Origin of the sequence: Cryptosporangium aurantiacum (assembly GCF_900143005.1) — a bacterium.
GTDB lineage: Bacteria > Actinomycetota > Actinomycetes > Mycobacteriales > Cryptosporangiaceae > Cryptosporangium > Cryptosporangium aurantiacum.
The window spans coordinates 477,056-502,039 of record NZ_FRCS01000004.1 but is presented as its reverse complement, the minus strand read 5'-3'; the positions used below and the strand labels follow the sequence as shown (position 1 = coordinate 502,039).

The following is a 24,984-nucleotide window of genomic DNA, read 5'->3' as shown; positions in this document are numbered from 1 at the left end:
TTACTGACCAGATGGGTAGGCTGCAACCGTGACCGGCCCCTCCAGACGTCTTCCGCGGCGTGTGCGCGAGCAGCAGATGCTGGACGCCGCCACCGCCGTCTTCTCCGAGCGGGGCTTTCACGCCGCCTCGATGGACGAGATCGCCGAGCGTGCCGGGATCTCCAAGCCCATGGTCTACCTCTATCTGGGGTCCAAAGGGGAGCTGTTCAGCGCCTGCATCCGTCGCGCCGGTGCCCAGCTCACCGAGGCGATCAGCGCGGCAGCCGACCCCGAGCTGCCCGCAGAGCAGCAGCTCTGGGCCGCGGTCCAGGCGTTCTTCCACTTCGTCGGCGCGCATCGTGACGCCTGGGCGGTGATGTTCCGGCAGGCCCGCGGTGAGGGTGAGTTCGCCGGTGAGGTCGCGTCGATCCGCAGCCTGGTCATCGGCAACGTCGCGGACCTGTTCGCGCGGGCGATCCGCTCGGCGGGCGCGCTCGACCCCGGCCCCGACGAGTTGCTGGCGCTCGCCCACGCGCTCGTCGGAACCGGCGAGTCGATGGCCGAGTGGCTGCTGGACCACCCGGCCGAGGAGCCGGGAACCGCCGCCACCCGGCTGATGAACGTGCTCTGGATGGGGCTCGGCAGCCTCATCCAGGGTGAGGTGTGGCGGACTCCGGCGCCGGTGCCACCCGTCCCGTGAGGTGCGGGCGTCCCTTCGACGCCACCGACAGGTCCCAGCCACCGCCGGACGCCTTCGCGCCGAAGTCCACGGTGGCCGGCAGCAGCACCGGCTTCCCGAACCTCACGTCCACCGTGTACGCGTCCGGCAGGCGTCCGCCGAGCGCGGCCAGGCAGCGCGCCTTCACCCACATGCCATGCGCGATCGCGCGCGGGAAGCCGAACAGCTTCGCGGTGAGCGGATAGAGGTGGATCGGGTTCCGGTCGCCGGAGGCCGCGCCGTAGGCGCGCCCGCATCCGCCGGATACGCGCCACACCGCGGTCGGTGGAACGACGACCGCATCCGACGCCGGGCCGGCGGCGGTCTCGTCCCCGGAGCCCCGCCGCAGGTAGGTGGCCGTGCCGTGCCAGACACGCTCGTCGCCGACGCGGGCCTCGGTGACGATGTCGAACTGACGTCCGCGCCGGTGCGGCCGCAGGTTCTGTGCGCCGACCGTGAACGTCAGCGGCTCACCGGTGCCGATCGGGCGGAGCTGGGTGATCGTGTTGGCGATGTGGACGATGCCGGGCAGCGGGAACGGAAAGCCCGGCTCCGACATCAGCGCGATCGCGAGCGGGAACGCCAGCACGTGCGGGTAGGTGCCGGGCAGCGTGCTGCCCAGCCCGAACCCGCAGACCCGGGCGTACTCGGCGAGCCGCTCTGGGTCGACGCGCACATCGCGCTGGACCAGCCGGGTGTCCGAGAGCTCCTTGCCACCGCCGCGTTTCAGCAGCGCCTTCGGGTAGAGGATCGCGAGGTTGGGAGCACGATCGAGCACGCGTGTCGGCGGCGCCTCGGCCGCGGCGTCGCGCGGCGTCGCGTCCGCATCGTTCGTTGTCATCAGGCGCCCAGCAGGCTCTGGCCGCAGACGCGGACCACGTTGCCGTTGACCCCGGCGGAGCCGGGGGAGGCGAACCAGGCGACGGTCTCCGCGACGTCGACCGGGCGTCCGCCCTGGGTCATGCTGTTCATCCGGCGGCCGGCCTCGCGGATCACCAGCGGCACCGCGGCCGTCATCCGGGTCTCGATGAAGCCGGGCGCCACCGCGTTGATCGTGCCGCCGCGGGAGGCCAGCGTCGGCGCCAGCGACTGCACCATGCCGATCACGCCGGCCTTGCTGGTCGCGTAGTTGGTCTGTCCCATGTTGCCCGCGATGCCGGCGATCGAGGACGTGGCGATGATCCGGCCGCCGGTGCGCAGCACGTTCTGGTCGAGCAGGACGTCGTTGATGCGCTCCTCGCTGCTGAGGTTGACGTCGAGCACGAGGTCCCAGCGGGGGGCGTCCATGCGGCCGAGCGTGCGGTCGCGGGTGACACCGGCGTTGTGTACGACGATGTCCACGCCGTCGACGAGATGCTCGGCCAGCGTTCGGGGGGCGTCGTCGGCGGTGACGTCGAGCGTGAGCGTCGAGCCGCCGATCCGGGCGGCGACCTCGGTCAGCGCGGACTCGGCGGACGGGACGTCGACGCAGACCACGTGCGCGCCGTCGCGGGACAGCACCTCGACGATCGCCTCGCCGATGCCGCGGGCGGCGCCGGTGACGACGGCGACCTTGCCCGCGAGTGGCCGCTGCCAGTCGTCCGGAGCCTGAACGTCCGCACCCCCGATCCGGATCACCTGACCGGAGACGTAGGCCGACCGGCCGGAGAGCAGGAATCGCAGCGTCGACTCGACGCCGTCCTCGGCCCCCGGCGCAACGTAGACCAGCTGCGAGGTGACGCCGCGCTTCACCTCCTTGCCGGTCGAGCGCGTAAAGCCCTCCAGGGCGCGCTGGGCGGTGGCTTCGCGGAAGTCGGCGCAGTGCTCGGGCGGCGTGCCGAGCACGATGATCCGGCCGTTCGGCGCGACCGCGCGGACCTGCGGGGAGAAGAAGTCGTAGAGCGCGCGGAGCTGTTCGCTGCGGGTGATGCCGGTGGCGTCGAACACCAGCGCGTGCGGCTTGACGCCGTCCGGGCGGGCCTCGGCGCGCGGGCCCGGCTCGCGGACGGAGATCTCCGCGGCGGCCAGGATCGGGCGGATCGACTTGGCGAGCCGGCCCCCGGGAGCCGCGCCGAGCACGACCGGGCCGGCGGCGACCGGGTCACCCGGCCGGTGGCGGCGGAGAACGGGCGGCTCGGGCAAGCCGACTCGGCGGGCCAGGAAGCGGCCCGGGGACGACGTGACGAGCTGCTGGTAGCGGTCGCGCATGAGTGAAGGGCTTCCTCGCTGTGGTTGATCTTACTGATTGGTAAGCCTACTCACGAGTAAGGTAGAGGCAAGCGGTTGGTACACGGAAGGAGCACCGTTATGGCAGAGCCACGGCGTGTTGGGGTCATCGGCGGAAATCGGATCCCGTTCGCGCGCCAGTTCGGCCCGTACGCCAGGGCGTCCAACCAGGACATGCTCACCGCCGCACTGGACGGGCTGGTGGCCCGGTACGACCTGGCTGGCCAGGTGCTCGGCGAAGTGGTCGCCGGCGCGGTGATCAAACACAGCCGCGACTTCAACCTGACCAGGGAGACCGTGCTGGGGACGGCGCTGGACCCCCGGACGCCTGCCTACGACATCCAGCAGGCCTGCGGCACCGGCCTGGAGGCGGCGATCCTGGTCGCGAACAAGATCGCGCTGGGCCAGATCGAGTGGGGCATCGCCGGTGGGGTCGACACCGCGAGTGACGCGCCGCTGGTGCTCAACGAGAAGTTCCGGCAGTTGCTGCTGACGTTCAACCGGGCGAAGTCCACGTCCCAGCGGTTGGCCTTGTTACCACGGTTGCGGCCGGGCTTCCTGGTCCCGGAGATCCCGCGCAACGCCGAGCCGCGCACCGGCATGTCGATGGGCGAGCACGCGGCGCTGACCGCCGCGGCCTGGGAGATCTCCCGGTCCGACCAGGATGAGTTGGCTGCGGCCAGCCACCAGAGGCTGGCCGCCGCCTACGACCGGGGCTTCCTCGACGACCTGGTCACGCCGTATCTGGGCCTTTCGCGGGACCAAAATCTGCGGCCGGGTTCCACCGTCGAGAAGCTCGCGACGCTGAAGCCGGTGTTCGGCGACACGATGACCGCGGGCAACTCGACGCCGCTGACCGACGGGGCGTCGGCGGTGCTGCTGGCTTCGGAGGAGAAGGCGGCGGCGCTCGGGCTTCCGGTGCTGGCGTACTTCAGCCACTGCGAGACCGCGGCCGTCGACTTCGTGCACGGGGACGAGGGCCTGCTGATGGCGCCGGCGTACGCGGTGCCGCGGATGCTCGCTCGCGCCGGGCTGACGCTGCAGGACTTCGACTTCTACGAGGTGCACGAGGCGTTCGCGTCGCAGGTGCTGGCGACGCTGAAGGCCTGGGAGGACCCGGCGTTCTGCAAGGAGAAGCTCGGTCTGGACACGCCGCTGGGCGCGATCGACCGGTCGAAGCTGAACGTGAACGGCTCGTCGCTCGCCGCCGGGCACCCGTTCGCAGCCACCGGCGGCCGAATCGTGGCCACCGCGGCAAAGCTCCTGGCGGAACGCGGGTCGGGCCGGGCCCTCATCTCCATCTGCGCCGCCGGCGGCCTAGGCGTCACCGCAATCCTGGAGAGCGCGGCCCGCTGACGTGCGAGCCTGACAGGCGAGCGCGAGGACTTGAGACGCCAAGGCCAAGGTCGCGGAGTCCTCGCGCTCGACTGCCAGCCTCGTCCTCAGCGGGCTCCAGGTCAGAGCTACCGCGCGCTTCGCGCGCGGTTCGGTTGAGGCGGGCACTCGCGGGGCACTAGCGGGGCATGCCTGAGCACTGGTACCGCGAGGCGGTTGTCTACTGCTGTGACGTCGATACGTTCCAGGACTCGAACGGCGACGGGATCGGTGACTTTCCCGGGCTGACCAGCCGGCTCGACTACCTGGCTCGGCTCGGCGTCACCTGCCTGTGGCTCAACCCGATCCACCCGACGCCCAATCGCGACGACGGGTACGACGTCGCGGACTTCTACGCGGTGGACCCGCGCCTCGGCACCCTCGGCGACTTCGCCGAGCTGCTGCACGAGGCCGGTAACCGAGGCATCCGGGTGATCATCGACCTGGTCGTGAACCACACCTCGAACCAGCACCCGTGGTTCCAGAGCGCCCGGAGCTCGGAGGATTCCCCCTACCGCGACTGGTACGTCTGGTCGAAGGACGAGCCGAAGGACCGCCGCGAAGGCATGGTCTTCCCCGGCGAACAGCAGGAGACCTGGAGCTACGACCGCACCGCGAAGGCCTGGTTCTACCACCGCTTCTACGACTTCATGCCCGACCTCAACACCGCGAACCCCGAGGTCAGGGCCGAGATCAAGCGGATAGCGGCGTTCTGGATCCAGCTCGGCGTCGCCGGTTTCCGGATGGACGCGGCGCCGTTCGTCATCGAAGCGACCGCGAACTCGCCGAAGGACTTCGAGTTCCTCACCGACCTCCGTGCCCACCTGCAGTGGCGGCGCGGCGACTCGGTGATCCTGGCCGAGGCGAACGTCGGCGCGGAGGAGCTGCCGGAGTACTTCGGCGACTCCGGCGGAAGCGCCAACCGGCTGAACATGCTGTTCGACTTCACGCTCAACGCCCGGTTGATGCTCGCGCTGGCCCGCGGCGACGCCGAGCCGGTGATCGACGCGTTGCGCGACACCCCGCGGCTCCCCGAATCCGCGCAGTGGGCGACGTTCCTGCGCAACCACGACGAGGTCGACCTCTCCAAACTCACCTCCGAGCAGCGCGCGGACGTCTTCGCGGAGTTCGGCCCGGACAAGGAGATGCAGCTCTACGACCGGGGCATCCGGCGCCGGCTGGCCCCGATGCTCGGCAACGACCGGCGTCGGCTGGAGCTGGCGTACGCCCTGCAGTTCTCGTTACGCGGCACCCCGGTGATCCGCTACGGCGAGGAGATCGGCATGGGCGAGGACCTGTCGCTGAACGGCCGCGACGCGATCCGCACGCCGATGCAGTGGACGCCCGGCCGGAACGGCGGCTTCTCCCACGGCGACGAGCTCGTGCGTCCCGCGGTCTCCGGCGGCGAGTTCGGCTACGAGCGTCTCAACGTGGTGACCCAGCAGCAGGATCCGGGCTCGCTGCTCAGCTGGTTCGAACGCATGATCCGGACGCTGCGCCAGTGCCCCGAGGTGGGGCTCGGCGGGTGCAGCGTCGTCGACGTGCCGATGCCGCGTCACGTCCTCGTGCACCAGGCGGACCAGCCGGAACGCGGCGCGATGGTCTTCCTCCACAACCTCGCCGACGAAGACGTCACGGTTGATTTGTCGGAGTTGGGGAAAAGCAGTGACGATCCGTACGAACTACTCGCAGACAGGAACTACCCGCCGGTGGACAACACGTTGAGCAAGATTCCTCTCGCGGGCTACGGGTATCGCTGGATCCGGCTCCGCGACAGCACCGGACGCCGCACCGGCGGACAGGCGACCCGTGGCGGTCTCGCATGATCGGTGACACCGCACGAGTCGCACGGCCCGCCACCTCGGACGAGTTCGGAGATACCGCGCCCAACCGGGTCGGCGCCACGATCGGCGTCGAGGAGGAGTTCCACGTCCTCGACCCGGCCACCGGGGATCTCGTCCCCGAGGCGCTCACGCTGCTGGCGCACCCGCAGGGCGACCACGACCCGGAGGCCGAGCTGCTGCGCTCGGCGATCGAGACCGCGACGCCGGTCTGCCGGTCGCTGGCCGAGGTCCGGACCGAGGTCATCGCCAGCAGGCGCGCGCTGATCAAGGCGGCGTCCGAGCACGACGTCGCGGTCGCCACCGCGGGCACGGTGCCGGCGTCCGGCCTCCGCTCGATGGGCGTGTTCCCGAAGGAGCGGTACCGGCAGATGGCGGCCGAGTACCAGCAGCTCGTCCGGGAGCAGGCGGTCTGCGCGTTCCAGGTCCAGGTCGGCGTCCCCGACCGCGATCTGGCGGTGGCGATCGTCGGCCAGGTGCAGCCGTGGCTGCCGGTGTTGCTCGCGATGTCGGCCAGCTCGCCGTTCTTCGCGGACACCGACACCGGGTACTCGTCCTATCGGACGATCATCTGGTCCCGCTGGCCGACCGCGGGCCCGGTGCACGGCTTCCGCTCCGCCGACGAGTACGACGAGACGGTCCGGACGCTCGTCGAGAGCGGGATCATCTCCGATCCGGGGATGGTCTACTTCGACGCCCGGCCCTCCGCGCGGTACCCCACCGTCGAGCTCCGCATCACCGACGGGTGCCCGCGGGTGGACGACGTCGTGCTGCTCACCGCCCTGGGGCGTGCGCTGGTGGTGACCGCGGCGGACGAGTTGCAGCGCGGGGTCACGCCGGTGACCGCACGTCCGGAGCTGTTGCGTGCGGCGAACTGGCGGGCTTCTCGGTCTGGGCTCAGCGGTGACCTGCTCAGCCCGCTCGGCGGGGAAGCGGTACCCGCGATCGAGGCGGTCCGCCTGCTGGTCGACCACGTCGGGCCCGCACTGGAGACGAACGGTGACGCCGACGAGGTGCGGGTGCTGCTCGCCGACCTGCTGGCGCGGGGCACCTCCGCCGACCGGCAGCGGGAGGCTCTGCGGCGTCGTGGCACGCTCAGTGACGTCGCTACGCTTCTCATCGCGGAGACCCGGGCGGGGGTCGACGATTCGTAGAGATATCAGCGGGGTGTAGCCAGCGCACTGAGGCTTGTGCGACGCGTGCCAATTCCTCGGTCAACTGACCGATGTGGTCGGTAAGGTGGGCCGCGTGGAACAGCACGAGGATGTTGAGCCCGAACGTCCCAGCGCAGCCAGGGTCTACGACTACTACCTCGGTGGATCTCACAATTTCGCGGTGGATCGCGCGATGGCTGAGCAGGCCATTCGCATTCTCCCGGAATTACCGGCGAACATGCGCGCTAATCGGGCCTTTTTGCGTCGCGCAGTGCGGTACATGATCTCGCAAGGCGTCCGGCAATTCCTCGACCTCGGATCTGGAATTCCCACTGTGGGGAATGTGCATGAGGTTGCGTTGCGTGAAGCGCCGGACGCCCGCGTGGTCTATGTCGACAACGACCCGGTCGCCGTCGCGCACAGTCAGTCCATTCTGGAGCAGGTAGACGCCGCGACGGTCGTCCAGGCCGACATCACCGACGCGGACGCCGTCCTCGGCCATGCCCGGAGCCACCTCGACTTCACCCGGCCGGTCGGCGTCCTGATGGTGGCGCTGCTGCACTTCGTGCCCGAATCCGCGGACCCGGCCGGTGTGGTGGCCCGGTACCGGGACGCGGTGGTGCCCGGCAGCTTCCTCGCGATCTCCCACGGCACCGCCGACGAGCAGGGCGAGCGCGGACGCGCGATGGAGGCGCTCTACTCCCGCAGCGCGAACCCGCTGGTGTCCCGCGACCGGGCAGCGGTCGAGCGGCTCTTCGACGGGTTCGAGATCGTCGAGCCCGGCGTGGTGTTCGTGCCGCTCTGGCGTCCCGAGCCGGGCACGCTGCCGTCCGGGACACCACCGGAGCGCACGGCGACGTACGCCGGCGTCGGGCGCGTGCGGTGACCACCTTCCGGGACACCGGCACGCCGGATCCCACGAGTACCGTCGCTTTGCGCTGGGCCGCGGCGATCGGCGACACCAGCTACGTGACGGTTGGCGACGCCCAGCTGGCCCAGCTGCTGCAGGACCTCGTCGACGGCCTCCGCACCGCCGTCCGCGCCGATCCACCCGACACCGCGACCGCCGAGCGGGCCGGTGCCGCGCTCGTCGGCGCCCACTTCACCGGCGTCGACGCCCTGCAGCGCTCGATCGCGATGCTCGCCGCCGAACTCGACCGTGAGACGCGGACCCGCACCGCGGTCTGGACGATCATCGGCGCGTTCGCGGCCGGGTACACCCGCGCGCTGCGCGGCGTCACGCTCGAGGAGCAGGAGTCGATCCGCCGCGCCGACCTGCTCGCGCGGACCCGCACCGAGCAGGCGCTGCGGGCCAGCGACGCCCGCTTCCGGGCGGTCTTCAGCGGCGCCGCGGTCGCGATCGGTATCGGCGACGTCCAGGGCGCGCTGCTCGACGTCAACCCCGCGCTCTCGGCGATGCTCGGGTACTCGGCGGACGAGCTGCGCGGCCGCTCGGTACTCAGCCTGGTGCACCCGGACGACGTCGCGGACGTGGCGGCCGAGGTGTACCGCGCGCTCGCCGAGGGCGGCCGCGAACACGTCCGGGTCGAGAAGCGGTTCGTCCGGCGGGACGGCGAGGCGATCTGGGGCCTGCTCACGGTGTCGATGGTCCCGGGGGAGGACGGCGAGCCCGGGTACGTCGTCGCGGTCGGGGAGGACGTGACCGACCTGCACCGGCTCCAGACGACGCTGCGCTACCAGGCGATGCACGACCCGCTGACCGGCCTGCCGAACCGGGCCATGCTCTCCGAGTGGATGGACCAGGCGTTCGCGGACGCCGACGACGAGGCCCGGCTCGGCATCCTGTTCATCGACCTCGACGGGTTCAAGGTCATCAACGACACGCTGGGCCACGACGTCGGCGATCGGCTGCTGGTCACGATCGCCGGCCGGCTCGACCGCGGCGTGAGCGGCAGCGGGCATCTGGTCGCGCGGATGGGCGGTGACGAGTTCGTCGTCCTGGTCGAGCGGTCGGGCGGCCAGGGCGAGGTGACGGCGCTGGCCGAGAAGCTGCTGGCCGAGCTGTCGGCGCCGTGCCGGATCGGCGAACACCTGCTCACGGTGTCGGCCAGCATCGGCATCGTCGAGCGGCCGATCGCCGAGACCGACCGCGCTGAGCTGATGAGCCAGGCGGACGCCACGCTGTACTGGGCCAAGGCCGACGGCCGGAACCGGTGGGCGCTGTTCGACCCGAGCCGTAGCGAAGCCGAGGTCGCCCGGTACGCGATCTCCGCAGCGATGCCGGGCGGCCTGGAGCGCGGCGAGTTCTACCTCGAGTACCAGCCGATCACCGGGCTGGCGGACGGCACGATGCACGGGCTGGAGGCGCTGGTGCGGTGGCGTCACCCGCAGCTCGGCCCGATGCGCCCGGACGACTTCATCACGATCGCCGAGGACACCGGGCTGATCGTCCCGCTGGGCCGGTGGGTGCTGGAGCAGGCGTGCCGGGAGGCGCAGTCGTGGGCCGCTCTCACCGAGCACCCGCCGTTCATCAGCGTGAACGTGGCGGCCCGTCAAGCCGCGGATCCGGCGCTGGTCGACGAGGTCCGCGCGGTGCTGGAGCAGACCGGCCTCCCGCCGGAGCGGCTCCAGCTGGAGCTCACCGAGAGCGCGCTGATGGGGCCCGCCCCGATCGAAACGCTGCACGCGCTGGCCGAACTCGGCTGCCGGATCGCGATCGACGACTTCGGCACCGGCTACTCCAACCTGGCGTACCTGCGCTCGCTGCCGGTGCAGAGCCTCAAGCTGGCGTCGCTGTTCGTCGCGGGGCTCCAACCGTTGCCGGGGCTCGAGCCGGATACCGACGTCGACGCGCAGATCGTCGCGACGCTGGTGTCGTTGGCGCGGACGCTGCGGCTGACCGTCACCGCGGAGGGCATCGAGACCGGCACCCAGGTCGAGCGGCTCCGCGAGATCGGGTGCCACCTGGGCCAGGGCTGGCTGTTCGGTATCCCGATGCCCGCCGACGAGGTGCGGAAGCTACTGGACTGAGATGTGCACGTGGTTGGTGTGGTCGCCGGACGGCGTCCCGTCACCGCTGTAGGACTTCCAGCCGCTACCGGGTAACCAGATCTGCCGGAACCAGATCACGTAGAGCACGCCGAGCCGGTCGGCGTTGTCGACACCCCACGCCGCGAGCCGGTCACCGTACGACTTCGAGTCGCCCGTAGCCGTACCACCGAAGCCGCCGCTGTCAGCCGCGAAGTCGCACGCACGCCCCTTCGGGTGCTCACCGAACGACGCCTGCCGGAAGCAGTGCGTGTAGCGGGTGAAGCCGTCGTTCCGGGCCTGGTTGTACGTGTGCAGCATGCGGGGCGTCAGGCAGCCGCCGGACGTCGGGTCGTCGATGCTGCAGCTCTCGGTCGGCCAGCTGCCGTCGGAGTTGCGGGCCGCGGGCTGCGCGGCGGCGGACGTGCCGCTCAGGAAGCCGGCCGAGTTGTTACCGCCGCCGGCCTCGACCAGCGCCTCCTCGGCCTGCGCGCGGCGCTTGGCCATCGTCTTCTCTTGCGCCTGCTGGGTCTTCAGCTCCCGGTCGACCTGCGCGCGCTGGCTCGCGAGCTTCTGCTGGGTGTCGCGCAGCTCGCGCAGCGTCGAGTTCGTCTGCCGCGAGATCGTGTCGACGTACGATGCGCGATCCATCAGCTCGTCAGCCGAGGCGGAGTTCGCCAGCACAGTGAGCGGGTCGGGCATGCCGCCCTTGTACGCCTCGGCGCCGAGGCGCTGGGCGTCGGCGGTGAGCGTCGCGAGCCTCTTCTCGGTGGTGGCGATCTGGCCGACCAGCGCCTTCTGCCGCTTCTTCGAGGCGGCGACCTTCGCCTTGGCGTTGTTGTAGCCGCTGGCGGCCTCGTCGAGCTTCTTGCGGAGCGCCGCGGTGCCGCCCTCGTCGTCGCCGACACCGCCGCCGCCCGGTGCCTCCGACGCCCCGGGCGTCGGTTCGGCGAGCGCTGACTGCGGTAAAGCCGCTAGCCCCGCCCAAAGCACAGCGAAGATCGTCACGGCGATCACGAGGAATCGCCGCCGAGCCGCGAGCGTCACTGTGCGTGTCCTCCCGAGAGTGGCCGTCGCATCGAACGGGGATCGGCGTTGATGGCTGAAGATCCGCCGGAACTGTACCGAAGGCAGTTGGGTGTTCCGAGGGTGCTGCCCAGGCTGTGGATGAGGCCGGTGAGGCGCGGCGACCTAGAGAACTCTGACAAAACCGCTGGTAGCGGTGCGGAGAACCGAGGCGAGGGTGGTAGCGCTGCGCCTGGTACGTCCAGTGTCACGGAGAGTGAATTGAATGAGTCTTAAGCATCCGCGGCGCCGCGGTTAACGCGACGGCTCACCCCTGGCGTGCCGTGCCTGCGCCGCGCGCGTAGCTGGTCGGCCACCGCGGCCGCGCACGCGAGCACGCTCCCGAGCATCAGCCCGACCGGCTGACCGGCCACCAGAGAGAACATCGCGAGCCCGGTAGCGAGCGCTACCACCATCTGCAGCGGCCACCGGCGGTCCCGCCGCGGCGGACGCGGGCGGCCGGCCGCCAGACCGGCTGCGAACGCCGGGTCGTCAGCCGCGATCCACGCCTCGATCGCCGACAACTGTCGACGTTCCTCGCTGCTCAGCACCGTGGTGCTCCTTCCAGGCCGCGTGCCGGCCGATGTGCTGACCAGAAAATGGCCCGGATCCCCGTGGTCGAAACGAGATGAGGCTCGACTGTCCTCTGCCGCAGCCCCGCCCGGGCGTCCGCAGGGCCGTTTTTAGGCTCGTCCTCACCCGCTCTTAGGGACCGGGCCGGGCCGGTACGGTGGCGCCATGACAGCGCACCCCGGCCCGGAGACCGACTGCGACGTCGCGGTGATCGGCGCCGGGCCGGCCGGCGCCACCGCAGCCCGGGTCGCGGCCGAGGCGGGCTGCCGGGTGCTGCTGCTGGAGCGCGGCGTGCTGCCCCGGTACAAGACGTGCGGCGGCGGCCTGGTCGGCCTGTCCCGCGCGGCGCTCCCGGCGGGCTTCGCCGCGCCGGTCCGCGACCGCATCGACCGGTTCACGTTCACGTTGAACGGCCGGCTCGGCCGCACCTGGCGCGCCCGCTCGCCGTTCGTGCACCTCGTCTACCGCGACGAACTCGACGCGGCACTGACTGCCGCCGCGGTGGACGCCGGGGCGAAGCTGCAGGATGGCGTCACCGTCAACGGGCTCTCGCGCACCGCCGACGGTGCGGTGATGAGCATTCGCACCTCCGCCGGGGAGATCACGACGAAAGCCGTGGTCGGCGCCGACGGCACGTCGGGCCGGACCGGCACCTACGTGGGGGTGCAGCTCGACCAGGTCGATCTCGGGCTGGAGACCGAGTTCGCCTGGCCGGACGCGACCGCCGGGGACTGGGCGGGGCGGATCCTGATCGACTGGGGGCCGCTGCCCGGTTCGTACGGCTGGGTGTTCCCGAAGGGGGACGCGCTGACCGTCGGCGTGATCGCGGCGCGAGGCGACGGCGCGGCCACGCGTGAGTACCTGGCGTCGTTCGTCGACCACCTCGGCTTGTCCGGCGTCCCTGAGCTGCGGTCGTCCGGGCACCTGACCCGGTGCCGGGCCGAGGACTCACCGGTGTTCCGCGATCGGGTCCTGGTCGCCGGTGACGCGGCCGGACTGCTCGAGCCCTGGACGCGAGAGGGAATCTCGTACGCGCTCCGGTCCGGCGCGTTAGCCGGCGCGTCGGCGGTGGAGGTCGCCCGCGCCGACGCAGCGAACCTGCCCGCGGCGACCGCGGCGTACGCGGCCGCGATCGAGGGGGAGTTCGGCGCCGAGATGCGGGCCGGCCGAAAGTTCTACGACGCGTTCAGCCGACGCCCCGGCGCGTTCCACGCGGCGATCGCGGGCGCACCGCCCGCCTGGCGTATCTTCCGCCGGCTGGTCACCGGTGAGACGAACCTCGACCGCCTCACCAGACACCGCTCCGTGCGCTTGATCCTGCGCACGCTCACCGGCCGCCCGAACCGATTGCATTAGGACGGGCCAGAGGCCGCGCGAATGCAATCTGCCTCAGCGGGTCGCCGGCTCGGGGGTGGCGAGGCGGAGCACGTGTTGGACCAGGCGGACCAGCGCGTCTCGGCTGGAGAGGCGGTCGCGGGCGTCGCACAGCACGACCGGCACGCCGGGGTCCAGGTCCAGCGCCGCCGCGATGTCAGCGATCGTGTGCGCCTGCACGTTGTGGAAGCAGTTCACCGCGACGATGAACGGCGTCCCGTTGCGTTCGAAGTAGTCGATCGACGGGAAGCAGTCGGTCAGCCGCCGGGTGTCGGCCAGCACGACGGCCCCGAGCGCGCCGCTCGCCAACTCGTCCCAGAGGAACCAGAACCGGTCCTGGCCTGGCGTCCCGAACAAGTAGACGACCAGGTCGTCCTTGAGCGTGATCCGCCCGAAGTCCATCGCGACGGTCGTCGTCTCCTTGCGGTCCGACGCCGCGACGTCGTCCACGCCGATCCCGATGTCGCTGAGTACCTCTTCGGTGGAGAGCGGCGGAATCTCGCTCAGCGCCCCCACCATCGTGGTCTTCCCGGCGCCGAAGCCACCGGCCACCAGGATCTTGATCGCGAGCGGGACCTCGATCCCGCCCGGCTGCTCAGATCGCCCGAAGTCCATCGATCACCGCCTCCAACAGTCGGCGATTCTGCAGCTCGGCCGTGGTCGGGGCCGGCCGGACGACGACGCAGCCCGCACCGACCAGATCGTCGATGAGGACCCGCACGACGCCGAGCGGGAGGTCGAGGTGGGCGGCCAGCTCGGCGATCGAGATCGGCCGCCGCGCTGCCTGGAGGATGTCGGTGTGCTCCGGCTCGAAACCGGCCCCCACCGGGACGGCGTCCTGAACACTCAGGATCAGGGCGACGACGTCCAGGTCTTGCACCGGACGGGTGCGCCCCCGGGTCATCGCGTAGGGCCGGACGACCGGCCCCGCCTCGTGGTCGTACCACGTACCGCCCGGACCGAGTCTCACATCTGGTCACCCTTACCCTGGCTCTGCGTCGCCGACCGCGGCGAGGTGGACAGGTACGTGCCGACGCGGGTCACGAGCATCGCCATCTCGTACGCGATCAGGCCCACGTCCGACTCGGCGTCGCCCAGGACCGCCAGGCACGCGCCACGACCGGCCGCGGTGACGAACAGGAACGCCTGTTCCATCTCGATGATGGTTTGACGGACGGCGCCGCCGCCGAAGTACCGGCCGGCTCCGCGCGCGAGGCTCTGGAAGCCCGAAGCGACGGCGGCGAGGTGCTCGCCGTCCTCCCGGCTCAGGCCGCGCGATCCGCCGATCAGCAGGCCGTCGGAGGACAACAGCACGGCTTGCTTGGCGTGTGGCACCCGGTCGACCAGGTCGTCCAGCAGCCAGTTGAGTTCCCCGGTGGCTCTCGCCGTCTGTGTCATCGTTCGCCCTCCCGCGTGCCGGTGTTCGACCCACTACCGGCGGGTACTTCGTCGGTTCGTGACTCTTCGTGAGGCCAGGACTCTCCACCGTGGCCGGATGTGCTGTCGTCTGCGCCCGGCCCGGAACTGTCTACAGGCGAGGGAGCAGGTGCTGCGGTGTCGATCGTACGTGCGGCGTCGGTTCGTCCCAGCACGGAGCCGCGCTGGTAGGAGGCCATCACCGAGCGGATCTCCTCCGGGGACCGCATGGAGGCCGGTTCGATCGGCGCCTCCGGGATTCCCGAGCCGTCGCGGAGCTGCGAGGCCAGGTTCGCCTGCCGGACTCGGCGGGGTAGACCACCGGGAGTGACCGCCGCCGGACCGGCGTCGGCAACCCGCACCGGCCCCCCGAGCAAAGGCGCCGCGAGCGAAGGCGCCGCGAGTGCATCGGCCGGGGGCTCCGCGGGTGGCTCGGCGGACGACTCGGCGGGCGCGCCGCGGCTGGCCAGCGGTGGCCGTGCGACACCGCGCGGCCGGACGTCGTCCCACTCGGCGTTCGACGCGGGTTCGGCCGGCTCCGGCCGGCGACGCTCCCGGCGGGGGAGCGGATCCGGGCCCTGGCTGGATAGGTGCTCCCACCCGGCGCCGGGATCACGCCGCGCGAGCGGCGGCGCGGACACCGGCGGCACCGGCTCCGCCGGCGGTACAGGCGGTAGCGCCGGCGCCGGCGGCAACGGCTCCGTGGCCGGCGCGGACGGCAACGACGACTCCGAGGCCGACGCGCGGAGCTGCTCGGCGGCCCGGAGGATGTAGTCGTCGTCGGCGGCGGTCACCGGCTGCCAGGTGCCCTGCTCGGCGGTACCGCTCGCCGGACCTCCGTTCAGCACCGAGATCGCCTCGACCGCAGCGTCCGACGTGTCTGAAGCGGGCAGGTCGGGCGCGATGCTCAGCACTCGCGGGCTTCCGGCCGGAACGGCCGGAAGCGTGGTCGCCTCGTCCTCCGGCCCCACCGCGGGCGGGCGCCGGACCTCGAGCTTCTCCTGCGAGACCACCATCGCCGCGGGCAGCAGGACGATCGCCGTCGTACCACCGAACGGGGAACCGCGCAGCACGACCTTGATGTCGTGCCGCCGCGCCAGCTGCCCGACGACGAACAGGCCGAGCCGCTCGCTGCGGAGCAGGTCGAACTCCGGCGGGTCCGCCAGCCGGGCGTTCACCTCGGTCAGCTGCTCGGCGGGCATGCCCAGCCCGCGGTCCTCGATCTCGATCGCGAACCCGGCGGGCACCAGCTCACCGGACACGTGCACGGTGGTGTGCGGCGGCGAGAACGACGTCGCGTTCTCGATCAGCTCGGCCAGCAAGTGGATGACGTCGCTGACGCCGCGGCCGGCCAGCGACGCCCGGGTGGCGCCCACCACCCGCACCCGCGCGTAGTCCTCGACCTCGGCGACCGCGCCCCGCATGACGTCGATCAGCGGGACCGGGTTGCGCCAGCCACGGCCGGGCGCCGCACCGGAGAGGACGATGAGGTCCTCGGCGTGCCGCCGCATCCGGGTCGCGAGGTGGTCGAGCTGGAACAGGTCGTTGAGCTCGTCCGGGTCCTTCTCCCGCCGCTCCATCGTGTCGAGCAACGTCAGCTGGCGGTGCACCAGCGCCTGGCTCCGCCTGGCCAGGTTGAGGAACACCTCGCGGACGCCCCGCCGCAGCTGAGCCTCCTCCACCGCCACCTCGACGGCCGTGGACCGCGCGGCGTCCATCGCCTTCGCGACGCCCTCGACCTCGCGGATCGTGAAGCCGGTCATCGGCTGCACCTCGGCGTTGACGTCGACGTTCTCGCCCGCTCGGAGGCGGCGCACGACCGCGGGCAGCTCGTAGGTGGCCAGGCTCAGCGCCGACCGCTGGACGCCGACCAGCTCCCGCACCAGCGAGCGTCCGATCCGGATCGAGACGATGATCGACACGATCACCGCGATCAGGCCGAGCAGACCGGCGATGGCCACCCGGACCAGGACCCAGGTCGCGGTCGGCAGGAAGTCGTCGAAGAGCCGCTCGCTGACGTCGATGCTGTAGTCGGTCAGCTGCGCGGACAGCGCCCGGGAGCCGCTGATCCAGTCGTCCGCGTCGATCGGCGGCGGTGTTCCTTCGCCGCCCGACCGCAGCACCGCGTCCTCCATGCCGGCCATCAGGCGCGCGGTCGCGCCCTCGGTCACGACCTGGTAGGCGTCCTGGTCGGCGGGGTCGAGCTGGGGGACGCCGTCGGTGTAGAAGCGTCGCTGGGCGCCGATCAGCTCGACCGCCCTGGTGTACTCCTCGCCCTCGAACCGTCCGGCGACGGCGGCGCCGGCGAGCACCGCCATCTCCTGGCTCTGGATCTCCATCGCGGTGTTGATCTCGAGGGTGGCGTTCGCCCGGAGCGCGTACGCGGTGACCGGCAGGTGCGGGATCGCGAAGACGATCGGGAGCGTCACGTCCAGGGCGCCGGTGTAGTAGTCCACGACGCCGAGGCGGGAGATCGCGCGCTGGTCGATGGCCGCGCGCCGCTCGTCGAGGTTCTCGAGCCGGTCGAGGAACGCGTCGATTCGCGTGCGGACCTCGTCGGTGCTGGCGTCGTTGACCGCCCGGTCGCGGAACCGGGCCAGCGCGCGGTCGGTGCGCTCGCGCTGTTCGCGTAACGGTTCGGTGCTCCGCTCGGGCGACGCCACGACGATCACCGACTCCAGCCGTTCGGCCCGGAGTTCGCGGCCGAGGTCCTGGAGCGGGGTGACGACGTCGCTCGCCTCGTCGTTGACCCGCAACAAATCGATGCCGGGCCCGATCGACGTGCTCGCGGCGATACCCCAGAGCACCACCAGCGAGATCAGCGGCAGCGCGAGGAGGGAGATCAGCTTCGCCAGGACGGACCGGCTGCGGGACTTCATCGCACCTCGCACGGACGGGTACTGACCGGTCTCCCCGCCGTTCGGGGGGCCACGGGATGGGCTGCCCGGGTCGGCACCGGGAGCGTGCGCCGTGCCGTGCGTCGATAGCAGGACCGACCCGGAACGGTCCTGCGGCCGGACGCTAGCAGCGTGACGGTTGAGGCGACAAGAACTGTTCCAATCAAGACTGTCAAGGCCTGTGGGGCGGGGGTGACGGGAGGTGCGTTTTCGGACACTGGTGTGGTCTCGACCGGGCTCGCTCTTAGACGCACCACTTAACCGCTTTCGACGCAATCTGAGCTACTCGCCAGTAATCCAACGATCGATGGGATTCTGTGTGGACACTCAGCCGCCTCAACAGCTGCTTCGCTGCCCGGAAGGAGTCTCCGATGACCCGACCCGGTTGGATAGCCACACTTCTCGCCGCGTTGCTCTGCGCGACGGTGCTAGCCGGTTGTTCGGACGACGGATCGTCGGACGGCGGTGACGGCACACTGACCGTCTGGAGCCTGGAGAACCAGGCCGACCGGGTGGCCGCGACCCAGAAAGTGATCGCCGAGTTCACGAAGAGCACCGGCATCGAGGTGAAGTACGTCGGTGTCGACGAGAACCAGTTCACGAAGCTGGTCACCGCCGCGGCCGCCAGCGGTGACCTCCCCGACGTGATGGGCGCTCTGCCGCTCACCGCGCTGTGGTCGCTGAACGCGAACGAGCTGCTCGACACCGGGTCGGCAGGCGACGTGCTGAATTCGCTCGGCACCGACACGTTCAACCAGCGGGCGCTCACGCTCACGAAGGACGGCGACAAGGTGCTCGGCGTCCCCAGCGACGCCTGGGCGCAGCTGCTCTTCTACCGCACCGACCTGTTCCAGAAGGCCGGACTCACCGCGCCGGAGACCTACGACGCGATCACGGCCGCGGCGAAGAAGCTCACGACCGGCGGGCAGGTGGGCATCACGGCTGCCACGGTCGCTAACGACGGCTTCACCGCGCAGACCTTCGAGCACCTCGCGCTCGGCAACGACTGCGAGCTGGTCGAGGACGGCGGCAAGGTCGCGATCGACAGCGACAAGTGCGTCGGCGCGTTCGAGTTCTACGACAACCTGATCAAGACCAGCTCGGTGAAGGGCGCGCAGAGCGTCGACTCCACCCGCGCGACCTACTTCTCCGGGCGCGCGGCGATGGTGATCTGGTCGTCGTTCCTGCTCGACGAGCTGGCCGGCCTGCGTGCCGACGCGCTGCCGAACTGCCCGCAGTGCAAGGCCGACCCGACCTACCTCGCGAAGAACACCGGCGTCGTCACCGCGATCAAAGGCCCGGACGGTGCGAAGCCCGCGCAGTTCGGCGAGATCGTCTCGTGGGCGATCGGCGCGGACGCCCAGACCGAGAACGCGAAGAAGTTCGTCGAGTTCATGATGGGCGACGGGTACACCCGCTGGCTCGCCCAGGCCCCGGAGGGCAAGGTGCCGGTCCGCACCGGTGACTCCTCGAACCAGAACGCCTATGTCGACGCCTGGCGCAAGCTGCCCGCAGGCGTCGACAAGAAGGCTCCGCTCGACACCGTTTACCCGGCGGCGCTCGTCGACCAGCTGGTCTCCTCCGTCGACACGTTCGGACGCTGGGGCATCGAACAAGGAGAGGGTCGTCTCGTCGGCGCCACCCTGGGTGAGCTGCCGGTGGCCAAGGCGGTCAACGCGATGACCAGCGGCCAGGTCGATCCGGCCGGTGCGGCCAAGCAATGCCAGGAGCAGGTCCAGGACATCAAGGAGGGGCTCGAGTGAGCCGGGCGACCCTGGACGCCCCGGAATCCGAGGAGACACCGAAACCACCACGTCGGCGTACGCCGCTGCAGCGCACCGAGGCACGAGCCGGGTGGGGGCTGCTCACGCCCACGCTCGTGATCGTGCTGGTCGTGGTCGTCGCGCCGATCCTGTGGACGATCGTCCTGGCGTTCCAGCGCGTCCGGGTGATCGACCTGCAGCGTCGCGGCATGACCGGGCCGTTCACGCTGCGGAACCTGGAGCGGGTCTTCGGCAGCCCCGGGTTCTGGGACACGCTCTGGACGACGATCATCTACACGGTCGGCGGCGTCGCGCTGTCGATCGGCGTCGGGCTGGTCGCCGCGCTGGCGGTCCGCCGTCCGTTCCGCGGCCGGACGTTCGTCCGCGCGTCGTTCCTGCTGCCGTACATCGCGCCGGTGGTGGGGGCGACGTTCGTCTGGCAGACGATGCTCAACCCGGAGTACGGCGTCTTGAACGCCTGGGGCACTCGGTTCCTGGGGTGGGACCGCCCGGTCGACTTCCTCAACGAGATCTCCGGGAGCCTGTGGGGCCTGGACGTACCGACCGCGCTGCTCACGGTCATCGTGTTCGAGGGTTGGCGGTACTTCCCGTTCGCGTTCCTGTTCCTGCTGGCCCGGATGCAGGCGCTCCCCGCTGAGCTGGAGGAGGCGTCGCTGGTCGACGGCGCCACCCCGACGCAGCGGTTCCGCCATGTGATCCTGCCGCAGCTGCTGCCGACGATCGCGGTGCTCACCGTGCTGCGCTTCGTCCTCACGTTCACGAAGTTCGACGACGTCTACCTGCTCACCGGCGGCGGGTCCGGCACCGAGGTCGTGAGCGTGCGCGTGTACGACTTCCTGACCAGCCGCGGTGACATCGGGGCTGCGTCTGCGGAGGCGCTGGTGCTCGCGGCGGCGCTGGCTGTCTTCGTCCTGATCTACCTGCGGATCGCCGGTCCGGGGAGGCAGTCGTGAGCACCGCGGGGCAAACCACCTGGGACCGCGACCGGGTCGAGAACGTCGTGTTCGGCGTCTTGCGCTGGGTGACGATCGTCGTGCTGACGCTCGTGAGCGCTTTCCCGTTCTACTACATGGTGCTGCTCTCCATCCGGTTGATCCAGGACGTCCAGCTCTCGCCCGGATCGATCGTCGTCGGCCCCGGTGAGATCGCGGTCGGTGCGTACACCGAGGTGCTGAAGTCGGTCGACGACGGCGGCCAGGGGTTCGTCCGCCTGATTCTGGTGAGCTCCGCGGTTGCGGTCGCGACCGTCATCGTCACGCTGGCCGTGTCGATCCCGGGCGCCTACGCGGTGACCCGCCTGCGGTTCTTCGGCCGGCGACAGGTCGACGCGCTGTTCTTGGCCGTCTACCTGTTCCCGGCGATCGTGCTGGCGATTCCGCTGTTCGTCGTCCTTAGCCGGCTCGAGCTGCGAGGTTCGCTGTTCGCGCTGGTGTTCGTGTACGTCGCCCAGACCGTCCCGGTGACGCTGTACATGCTGCGCAACTACTTCGACACGATCCCGGTGAGCCTGGAGGAGGCCGCCCAGATCGACGGCAACGGGCGGCTCGGAGTCATCTGGCGGGTGAGTCTGCCGCTCTCCCGGCCGGCGCTGGCGGCGACCGCGCTCTACGTCTTCATGATCGCGTGGAACGAGTACCTGTTCGCGTTGCTGTTCCTGGTCGAGCGGCGCGATCGCTGGACGGTGTCGCTGGGACTGTCCCAGCTGGCCGGAACGATCGAGATCCCGACCACCGTGCTGATGGCGGGTTCGGTGCTGCTGACCGCGCCGATCGTCGCGCTGTTCTTCGCCGGGGAGCGGCTGCTGGTGGAGGGCCTCACGGGGGGCGCCGAGAAGGGGTGAGACAAACATTCTCAGTGTCTTAGGGCACTGAAACGGTTCGGTAAGCGGCCGGGCCGGTACCGTGCCGTACCGTGGATGGAACCCGAGCAGTACGCAGCGAAGACGCGTTCGACGTCGCCAAGGTCCACGGGTGGCTGTCCGAGCGGGTCGACGGGCTGGGCGAGCCTCCGGAGGTCAGGCAGTTCTCCGGAGGCGCCTCCAACCTCACGTACCTGCTGCGCTACCCGGACCGCGAGCTGATCCTCCGCCGCCCGCCGGCCGGCCGGAAAGCGTCGTCGGCGCACGACATGAAGCGCGAATACCGGGTCCAGAAACACCTGAAGCCGGTGTTCCGGTACGTGCCGGACATGGTGGCGTTCTGCGACGACCAGGACGTCGTCGGCGCCGACTTCTACGTCATGGACCGCATCGACGGCACGATCCCGCGCAAGGACTTTCCGCCGGAGGTCACGCTCAACCCGCTCGAGGCCCGGACGCTCGCGTTCACGGTGATCGACACGCTGGTCGAGCTGCACGACGTCGACCCGGAGGCGGCGGGGCTGGCCGACCTGGGGCGGGGCGCCGGCTACGTCGGCCGTCAGGTGAAGGGCTGGTCGGACCGGTACCGCAAGGCGCGCACCTGGAATGCCCCGAAGGCCGAGGGTGTGATGTCCTGGCTCGCCGACAACCAGCCGGACGACGTCCGGTCCTGCATCATCCACAACGACTACCGGCTGGACAACGTGGTCCTGGCGCCGGACGACCCAATGCGGGTGGTCGGCGTCCTGGACTGGGAGATGGCGACGATCGGTGACCCGCTGATGGACCTCGGTGGGGCGCTGGCGTACTGGATCCAGCACGACGACCCGTACCTCTCGCAGCGCGGGCGGCGCCAGCCCACCCACCTGCCCGGGATGCCGACCCGGCAGGAAGTCGTCGAGTACTACTGCGACCGGGCCGGGCTGAAGCCGGAGAACTGGGCGTTCTACGAGGTGTTCGGGCTGTTCCGGCTGGCGGCGATCGCCCAGCAGATCTACTACCGTTATCACCACAAGCAGACCAGGAACCCGGCGTTCCGGCAGTTCTGGATCAACGTCAACTACCTGATCTGGCGCGCGCGCAAGGTCATCCGACAGTCTCACCGGTGAGGGGGCCACGCTGATGGCCGTCGTCCACCTGATCCGGCACGGGCAGGCGTCGTTCGGTGCCGCGGAGTACGACGAGCTGTCCGACCTCGGACGGGAGCAGTCCCGGACCGTGGGGCTCGCGCTCGCCGAGAATCAGATCCGGATCGACCGGGCGGTGTCCGGCGCGCTCCGCCGCCAGCGCGACACGGCGGAGCTCTGCCTGAAGGCCGCCGGGCTACCCGGTGACTTCACGATCGACGACCGGTTCGACGAGTACGACCACCTCGGGCTGGCGCAGCAGGTTCAGGCGGGCCCGGTCCCGACCTCCTCGCGCGAGTTCCAGACGGTTCTGGACGCCGCTCTGGAGCAGTGGATCTCCGGGGCGTTGGCGCCGCCGGGGACGCCGCCGTGGGAGGAGTTCGGCGCGCGGGTGTGGGCGGGGCTGGAAGATGTGCTGGCCGGGCTGGGCAAGGGCGGCTCCGGTGCGGTGTTCACGTCCGGGGGTGTGATCACCGCGATCTGTGCCCGGCTGCTCGGGCTGGCGCCCGCGGGGTGCGTGGCGCTGCACCGCGTCGTCATCAACGGGGGCATCACGAAGGTCGTCTCCGGGCGTGGCGGTATCGCGCTGATCTCGTTCAACGACCACGCGCACCTGCCCGCGGCCCAGGTCACGTATCGGTAGCGCCTCACCCGCGGGGGGTGAGTAGGGTGTGGCGGGTCGCGGCGGCCGTGGGATGCAGGGCCAGCTGCTCGTCCAGCGCGAGCGCGGCGTCGATCAGCGCGAGGTGGGTGAACGCCTGCGGGAAGTTGCCGAGCTGCTCACCGGTCAGCCCCACCTCCTCGGCGAACAGGCCGAGGTGGTTCGCGTACGTGAGCATCTTCTCGAACGTCACCCGCGCCTTGTCGAGCTCGCCGCCCCGTGCCAGCGCGGTGACGTAGGCGAACGTGCACAGCGAGAACGTCCCCTCGGAGCCGCGGAGGCCGTCGGGCGAGGCCGCCGGGTCGTAGCGGTAGACGAGGCTGTCGGTGACCAGCTCCGCGTCCATGGCCCGGATCGTCGACGCCCACATCGGGTCGGACGGGGAGATGAAGCCGACGGTCGGCATCCGCAGCAGCGAGGAGTCCAGGACGTCGGTGTCGTAGTGCTGACGGAACGCCTGGCGCTTCGGACTCCAGCCGCGGTCCATGATCTGCTCGTAGATCGCGTCCCGCTCGCGGTGCCAGCGGTCGAGCGGTGCCGGGCGCCCGTGTGCGGTGGCCAGGCGAATACCCCGGTCCAGCGCGACCCAACACATCAGGCGGCCGTACGTGAAGTCCTGCCGTCCGCCGCGGGTCTCCCAGATGCCTTCCTCCGGTTGGTCCCAGTTGTCCGCCACCCAGTCGAGGACCGCCCGTACCCCGAGCCAGCCGCGGTGGCCGATCCCCACGCCCCGCTGGTCGGCGAAGTAGATGCTGTCCAGGGCCTCGCCGAAGATGTCCAGCTGCAACTGGCCGGACGCGCCATTGCCGATCCGGACCGGCGCCGAGCCGCGGTACCCCTCCCAGTGGTCGAGGACCTCCTCGGACAGGTCGCTCGACCCGTCGACCCGGTACATGATGTTCAGCGGTCCGCTGCCGTTCGATTCGGTCCGCTCCTCGACGCGATCCCGCAGCCACCGCCCGAGGTCCGCCGCCTCCTCGGTGAAGCCCAGCCCGAGCAGTGAGTACACCGAGAACGAGGCGTCCCGGACCCAGGTGTACCGGTAGTCCCAGTTGCGCTCGCCGCCGATCTGCTCGGGTAGGCCCGCGGTGGGTGCCGCGACCAGGCCTCCGGTGGGCGCGTACGTCATCAGCTTCAGCGTGATCGCGGACCGGTCGACCGCCTCGCGCCACCGCCCGGTGTACGTCGAGCCGGCGAGCCAGGACTCCCAGAAGTCCACGGTCTCGTCGAACAGGCGCAGTGCTTCCGCGACGTCGTACCGGCGCGGCGGGCCGGCGACACCCGTCTCCAGCACCAGTCCGCGTACCTCACCCGCGGTGAGGAGCACGTCGCCGTGGACGTCGCCGTCCGCGTCGATCCGGGCGGAGGCCGGTCCGGTCTCGTCGCCGTGGTGGACCAGGTGCACGGTCATCGCGGTCTGCTTGCCGTGGAACACGACGCCATGGTCGGCGAGGTGCGTCTCGTGCGGCTCGCGCCCGTAGTCGAACCGCGGTGCGATGTCGAAGACGAAGTCGAGCCGGCCGCGGACGCATCGCACCAGGCGCACGATGCGGTGCTGGTCGGCCGGGGTACGACCGGGACAGATCGGCATGAAGTCGATGACCTCGCCGACGCCTGCCTCGGTCAGGAAGCGGGTGACCAGCACCGCGGTGTCGGGGAAGTACAGCTGCCTGGTCGTGAACGCGTCGGCGGCGGGCCGGATGCGGCAGTATCCGCCGCGCTGATGGTCGAGGAGCGCCCCGAAGACGCTCGGAGCGTCGAAGCGTGGCGCGCAGAACCAGTCGATCGTCCCGTCGGTAGCCACCAGCGCGGCGGTCTGCAGGTCGCCGATCAGGCCGTGCTCGGCGATGAGCGGGTAGTCGGACACGGTTCGGTCCCCTCGCTGGTCCGGTTGTTCCCGCGAGAATGCGCCCCGCCGGCCGCGGTCGGCGTCATCCCGTCGGGGTGGTATCCGGTCGCCTGAGTTGCAG

21 protein-coding genes are annotated in these 24,984 nt (G+C 70.7%); 12 read left to right on the top strand and 9 right to left on the bottom strand.

Going from position 1 to position 24,984, the window contains the following annotated elements:
• Positions 1–76: 76 nt before the first annotated feature.
• Positions 77–679 (top strand): TetR/AcrR family transcriptional regulator, encoded by a 603-nt coding sequence (locus tag BUB75_RS16705; RefSeq protein ID WP_084741395.1) that lies wholly within the window; start codon positions 77–79, stop codon positions 677–679.
• On the opposite strand, the gene BUB75_RS16700 is transcribed toward BUB75_RS16705, so the two are convergent.
• On the bottom strand, positions 627–1,538 hold the full coding sequence (locus BUB75_RS16700; protein ID WP_073258096.1) for a MaoC family dehydratase: 912 nt from the start codon (positions 1,536–1,538) through the stop codon (positions 627–629). The two genes, BUB75_RS16705 and BUB75_RS16700, sit on opposite strands and share 53 nt — an antisense overlap.
• Entirely contained in the window at positions 1,538–2,884 is a 1,347-nt protein-coding gene (locus tag BUB75_RS16695; protein WP_073258095.1) for a 3-oxoacyl-ACP reductase, read from the bottom strand. The genes BUB75_RS16700 and BUB75_RS16695 overlap by 1 nt, the downstream gene beginning before the upstream one ends.
• 99 nt (positions 2,885–2,983) lie before the next feature.
• Between BUB75_RS16695 and BUB75_RS16690 the strand changes: the two genes are divergently transcribed.
• From BUB75_RS16690 to BUB75_RS16670, 5 genes are all read left to right on the top strand, one after another.
• Complete coding sequence (locus BUB75_RS16690; protein ID WP_073258094.1) at positions 2,984–4,258, top strand: acetyl-CoA C-acetyltransferase; 1,275 nt, start codon at positions 2,984–2,986, stop codon at positions 4,256–4,258.
• A 167-nt stretch (positions 4,259–4,425) separates the two neighbouring features.
• Complete coding sequence (locus tag BUB75_RS16685; protein WP_073258092.1) at positions 4,426–6,102, top strand: alpha-amylase family protein; 1,677 nt, start codon at positions 4,426–4,428, stop codon at positions 6,100–6,102.
• Positions 6,099–7,271 carry a carboxylate-amine ligase gene (locus BUB75_RS16680; RefSeq protein WP_073258090.1) on the top strand — a complete coding sequence of 391 codons (1,173 nt, stop codon included), beginning with the start codon at positions 6,099–6,101 and terminating at the stop codon, positions 7,269–7,271. The genes BUB75_RS16685 and BUB75_RS16680 overlap by 4 nt, the downstream gene beginning before the upstream one ends.
• Positions 7,272–7,356: 85 nt before the next feature.
• Positions 7,357–8,157 (top strand): SAM-dependent methyltransferase, encoded by an 801-nt coding sequence (locus BUB75_RS16675; RefSeq protein WP_073258088.1) that lies wholly within the window; start codon positions 7,357–7,359, stop codon positions 8,155–8,157.
• Positions 8,154–10,262 (top strand): putative bifunctional diguanylate cyclase/phosphodiesterase, encoded by a 2,109-nt coding sequence (locus BUB75_RS16670; protein ID WP_218617562.1) that lies wholly within the window; start codon positions 8,154–8,156, stop codon positions 10,260–10,262. Before BUB75_RS16675 ends, BUB75_RS16670 begins: the two co-directional genes overlap by 4 nt.
• Here the strand turns inward: BUB75_RS16670 and BUB75_RS16665 are convergent.
• Entirely contained in the window at positions 10,251–11,306 is a 1,056-nt protein-coding gene (locus BUB75_RS16665) for a coiled-coil domain-containing protein (RefSeq protein WP_073258084.1), read from the bottom strand. The two genes, BUB75_RS16670 and BUB75_RS16665, sit on opposite strands and share 12 nt — an antisense overlap.
• 251 nt (positions 11,307–11,557) lie before the next feature.
• Positions 11,558–11,875 (bottom strand): DUF3040 domain-containing protein, encoded by a 318-nt coding sequence (locus BUB75_RS16660; protein ID WP_073258082.1) that lies wholly within the window; start codon positions 11,873–11,875, stop codon positions 11,558–11,560.
• Between the two features lie 187 nt (positions 11,876–12,062).
• On the opposite strand from BUB75_RS16660, the gene BUB75_RS16655 reads away from it, so the two are divergent.
• Positions 12,063–13,253 carry a geranylgeranyl reductase family protein gene (locus tag BUB75_RS16655; RefSeq protein WP_073258080.1) on the top strand — a complete coding sequence of 397 codons (1,191 nt, stop codon included), beginning with the start codon at positions 12,063–12,065 and terminating at the stop codon, positions 13,251–13,253.
• A gap of 33 nt (positions 13,254–13,286) precedes the next feature.
• Here the strand turns inward: BUB75_RS16655 and BUB75_RS16650 are convergent, their stop codons facing one another.
• Genes BUB75_RS16650 through BUB75_RS16635 form a run of 4 tightly spaced genes read right to left on the bottom strand, consistent with a single transcriptional unit; the run spans position 13,287 to position 17,566 of the window.
• The gene (locus tag BUB75_RS16650; RefSeq protein WP_073258078.1) at positions 13,287–13,886 is read right to left on the bottom strand and encodes a GTP-binding protein; all 600 of its coding nucleotides are present in this window, start codon (positions 13,884–13,886) and stop codon (positions 13,287–13,289) included.
• On the bottom strand, positions 13,867–14,241 hold the full coding sequence (locus BUB75_RS16645) for a DUF742 domain-containing protein (protein WP_073258076.1): 375 nt from the start codon (positions 14,239–14,241) through the stop codon (positions 13,867–13,869). Before BUB75_RS16645 ends, BUB75_RS16650 begins: the two co-directional genes overlap by 20 nt.
• Complete coding sequence (locus tag BUB75_RS16640) at positions 14,238–14,669, bottom strand: roadblock/LC7 domain-containing protein (protein WP_073258074.1); 432 nt, start codon at positions 14,667–14,669, stop codon at positions 14,238–14,240. Before BUB75_RS16640 ends, BUB75_RS16645 begins: the two co-directional genes overlap by 4 nt.
• Positions 14,666–17,566 (bottom strand): sensor histidine kinase, encoded by a 2,901-nt coding sequence (locus BUB75_RS16635; RefSeq protein ID WP_073258072.1) that lies wholly within the window; start codon positions 17,564–17,566, stop codon positions 14,666–14,668. The genes BUB75_RS16640 and BUB75_RS16635 overlap by 4 nt, the downstream gene beginning before the upstream one ends.
• A 389-nt stretch (positions 17,567–17,955) precedes the next feature.
• Between BUB75_RS16635 and BUB75_RS16630 the strand changes: the two genes are divergently transcribed.
• The 5 genes from BUB75_RS16630 to BUB75_RS16610 all read left to right on the top strand — a co-directional run bounded on the left by BUB75_RS16630 (position 17,956) and on the right by BUB75_RS16610 (position 22,996).
• On the top strand, positions 17,956–19,347 hold the full coding sequence (locus BUB75_RS16630) for an ABC transporter substrate-binding protein (protein ID WP_073258070.1): 1,392 nt from the start codon (positions 17,956–17,958) through the stop codon (positions 19,345–19,347).
• Entirely contained in the window at positions 19,305–20,321 is a 1,017-nt protein-coding gene (locus tag BUB75_RS16625) for a carbohydrate ABC transporter permease (RefSeq protein ID WP_073258069.1), read from the top strand. The genes BUB75_RS16630 and BUB75_RS16625 overlap by 43 nt, the downstream gene beginning before the upstream one ends.
• Positions 20,318–21,208 carry a carbohydrate ABC transporter permease gene (locus BUB75_RS16620; RefSeq protein ID WP_073258067.1) on the top strand — a complete coding sequence of 297 codons (891 nt, stop codon included), beginning with the start codon at positions 20,318–20,320 and terminating at the stop codon, positions 21,206–21,208. Before BUB75_RS16625 ends, BUB75_RS16620 begins: the two co-directional genes overlap by 4 nt.
• A 71-nt stretch (positions 21,209–21,279) precedes the next feature.
• Positions 21,280–22,335, top strand: a complete 1,056-nt coding sequence (locus BUB75_RS16615) for a phosphotransferase family protein (protein ID WP_073258065.1) — start codon at positions 21,280–21,282, stop codon at positions 22,333–22,335.
• 13 nt (positions 22,336–22,348) lie between these two features.
• The gene (locus BUB75_RS16610; RefSeq protein ID WP_073258063.1) at positions 22,349–22,996 is read left to right on the top strand and encodes a histidine phosphatase family protein; all 648 of its coding nucleotides are present in this window, start codon (positions 22,349–22,351) and stop codon (positions 22,994–22,996) included.
• A gap of 4 nt (positions 22,997–23,000) precedes the next feature.
• Here the strand turns inward: BUB75_RS16610 and BUB75_RS16605 are convergent, their stop codons facing one another.
• Positions 23,001–24,881 (bottom strand): glycoside hydrolase family 15 protein, encoded by a 1,881-nt coding sequence (locus tag BUB75_RS16605; protein ID WP_073258061.1) that lies wholly within the window; start codon positions 24,879–24,881, stop codon positions 23,001–23,003.
• Positions 24,882–24,984 lie beyond the last annotated feature (103 nt).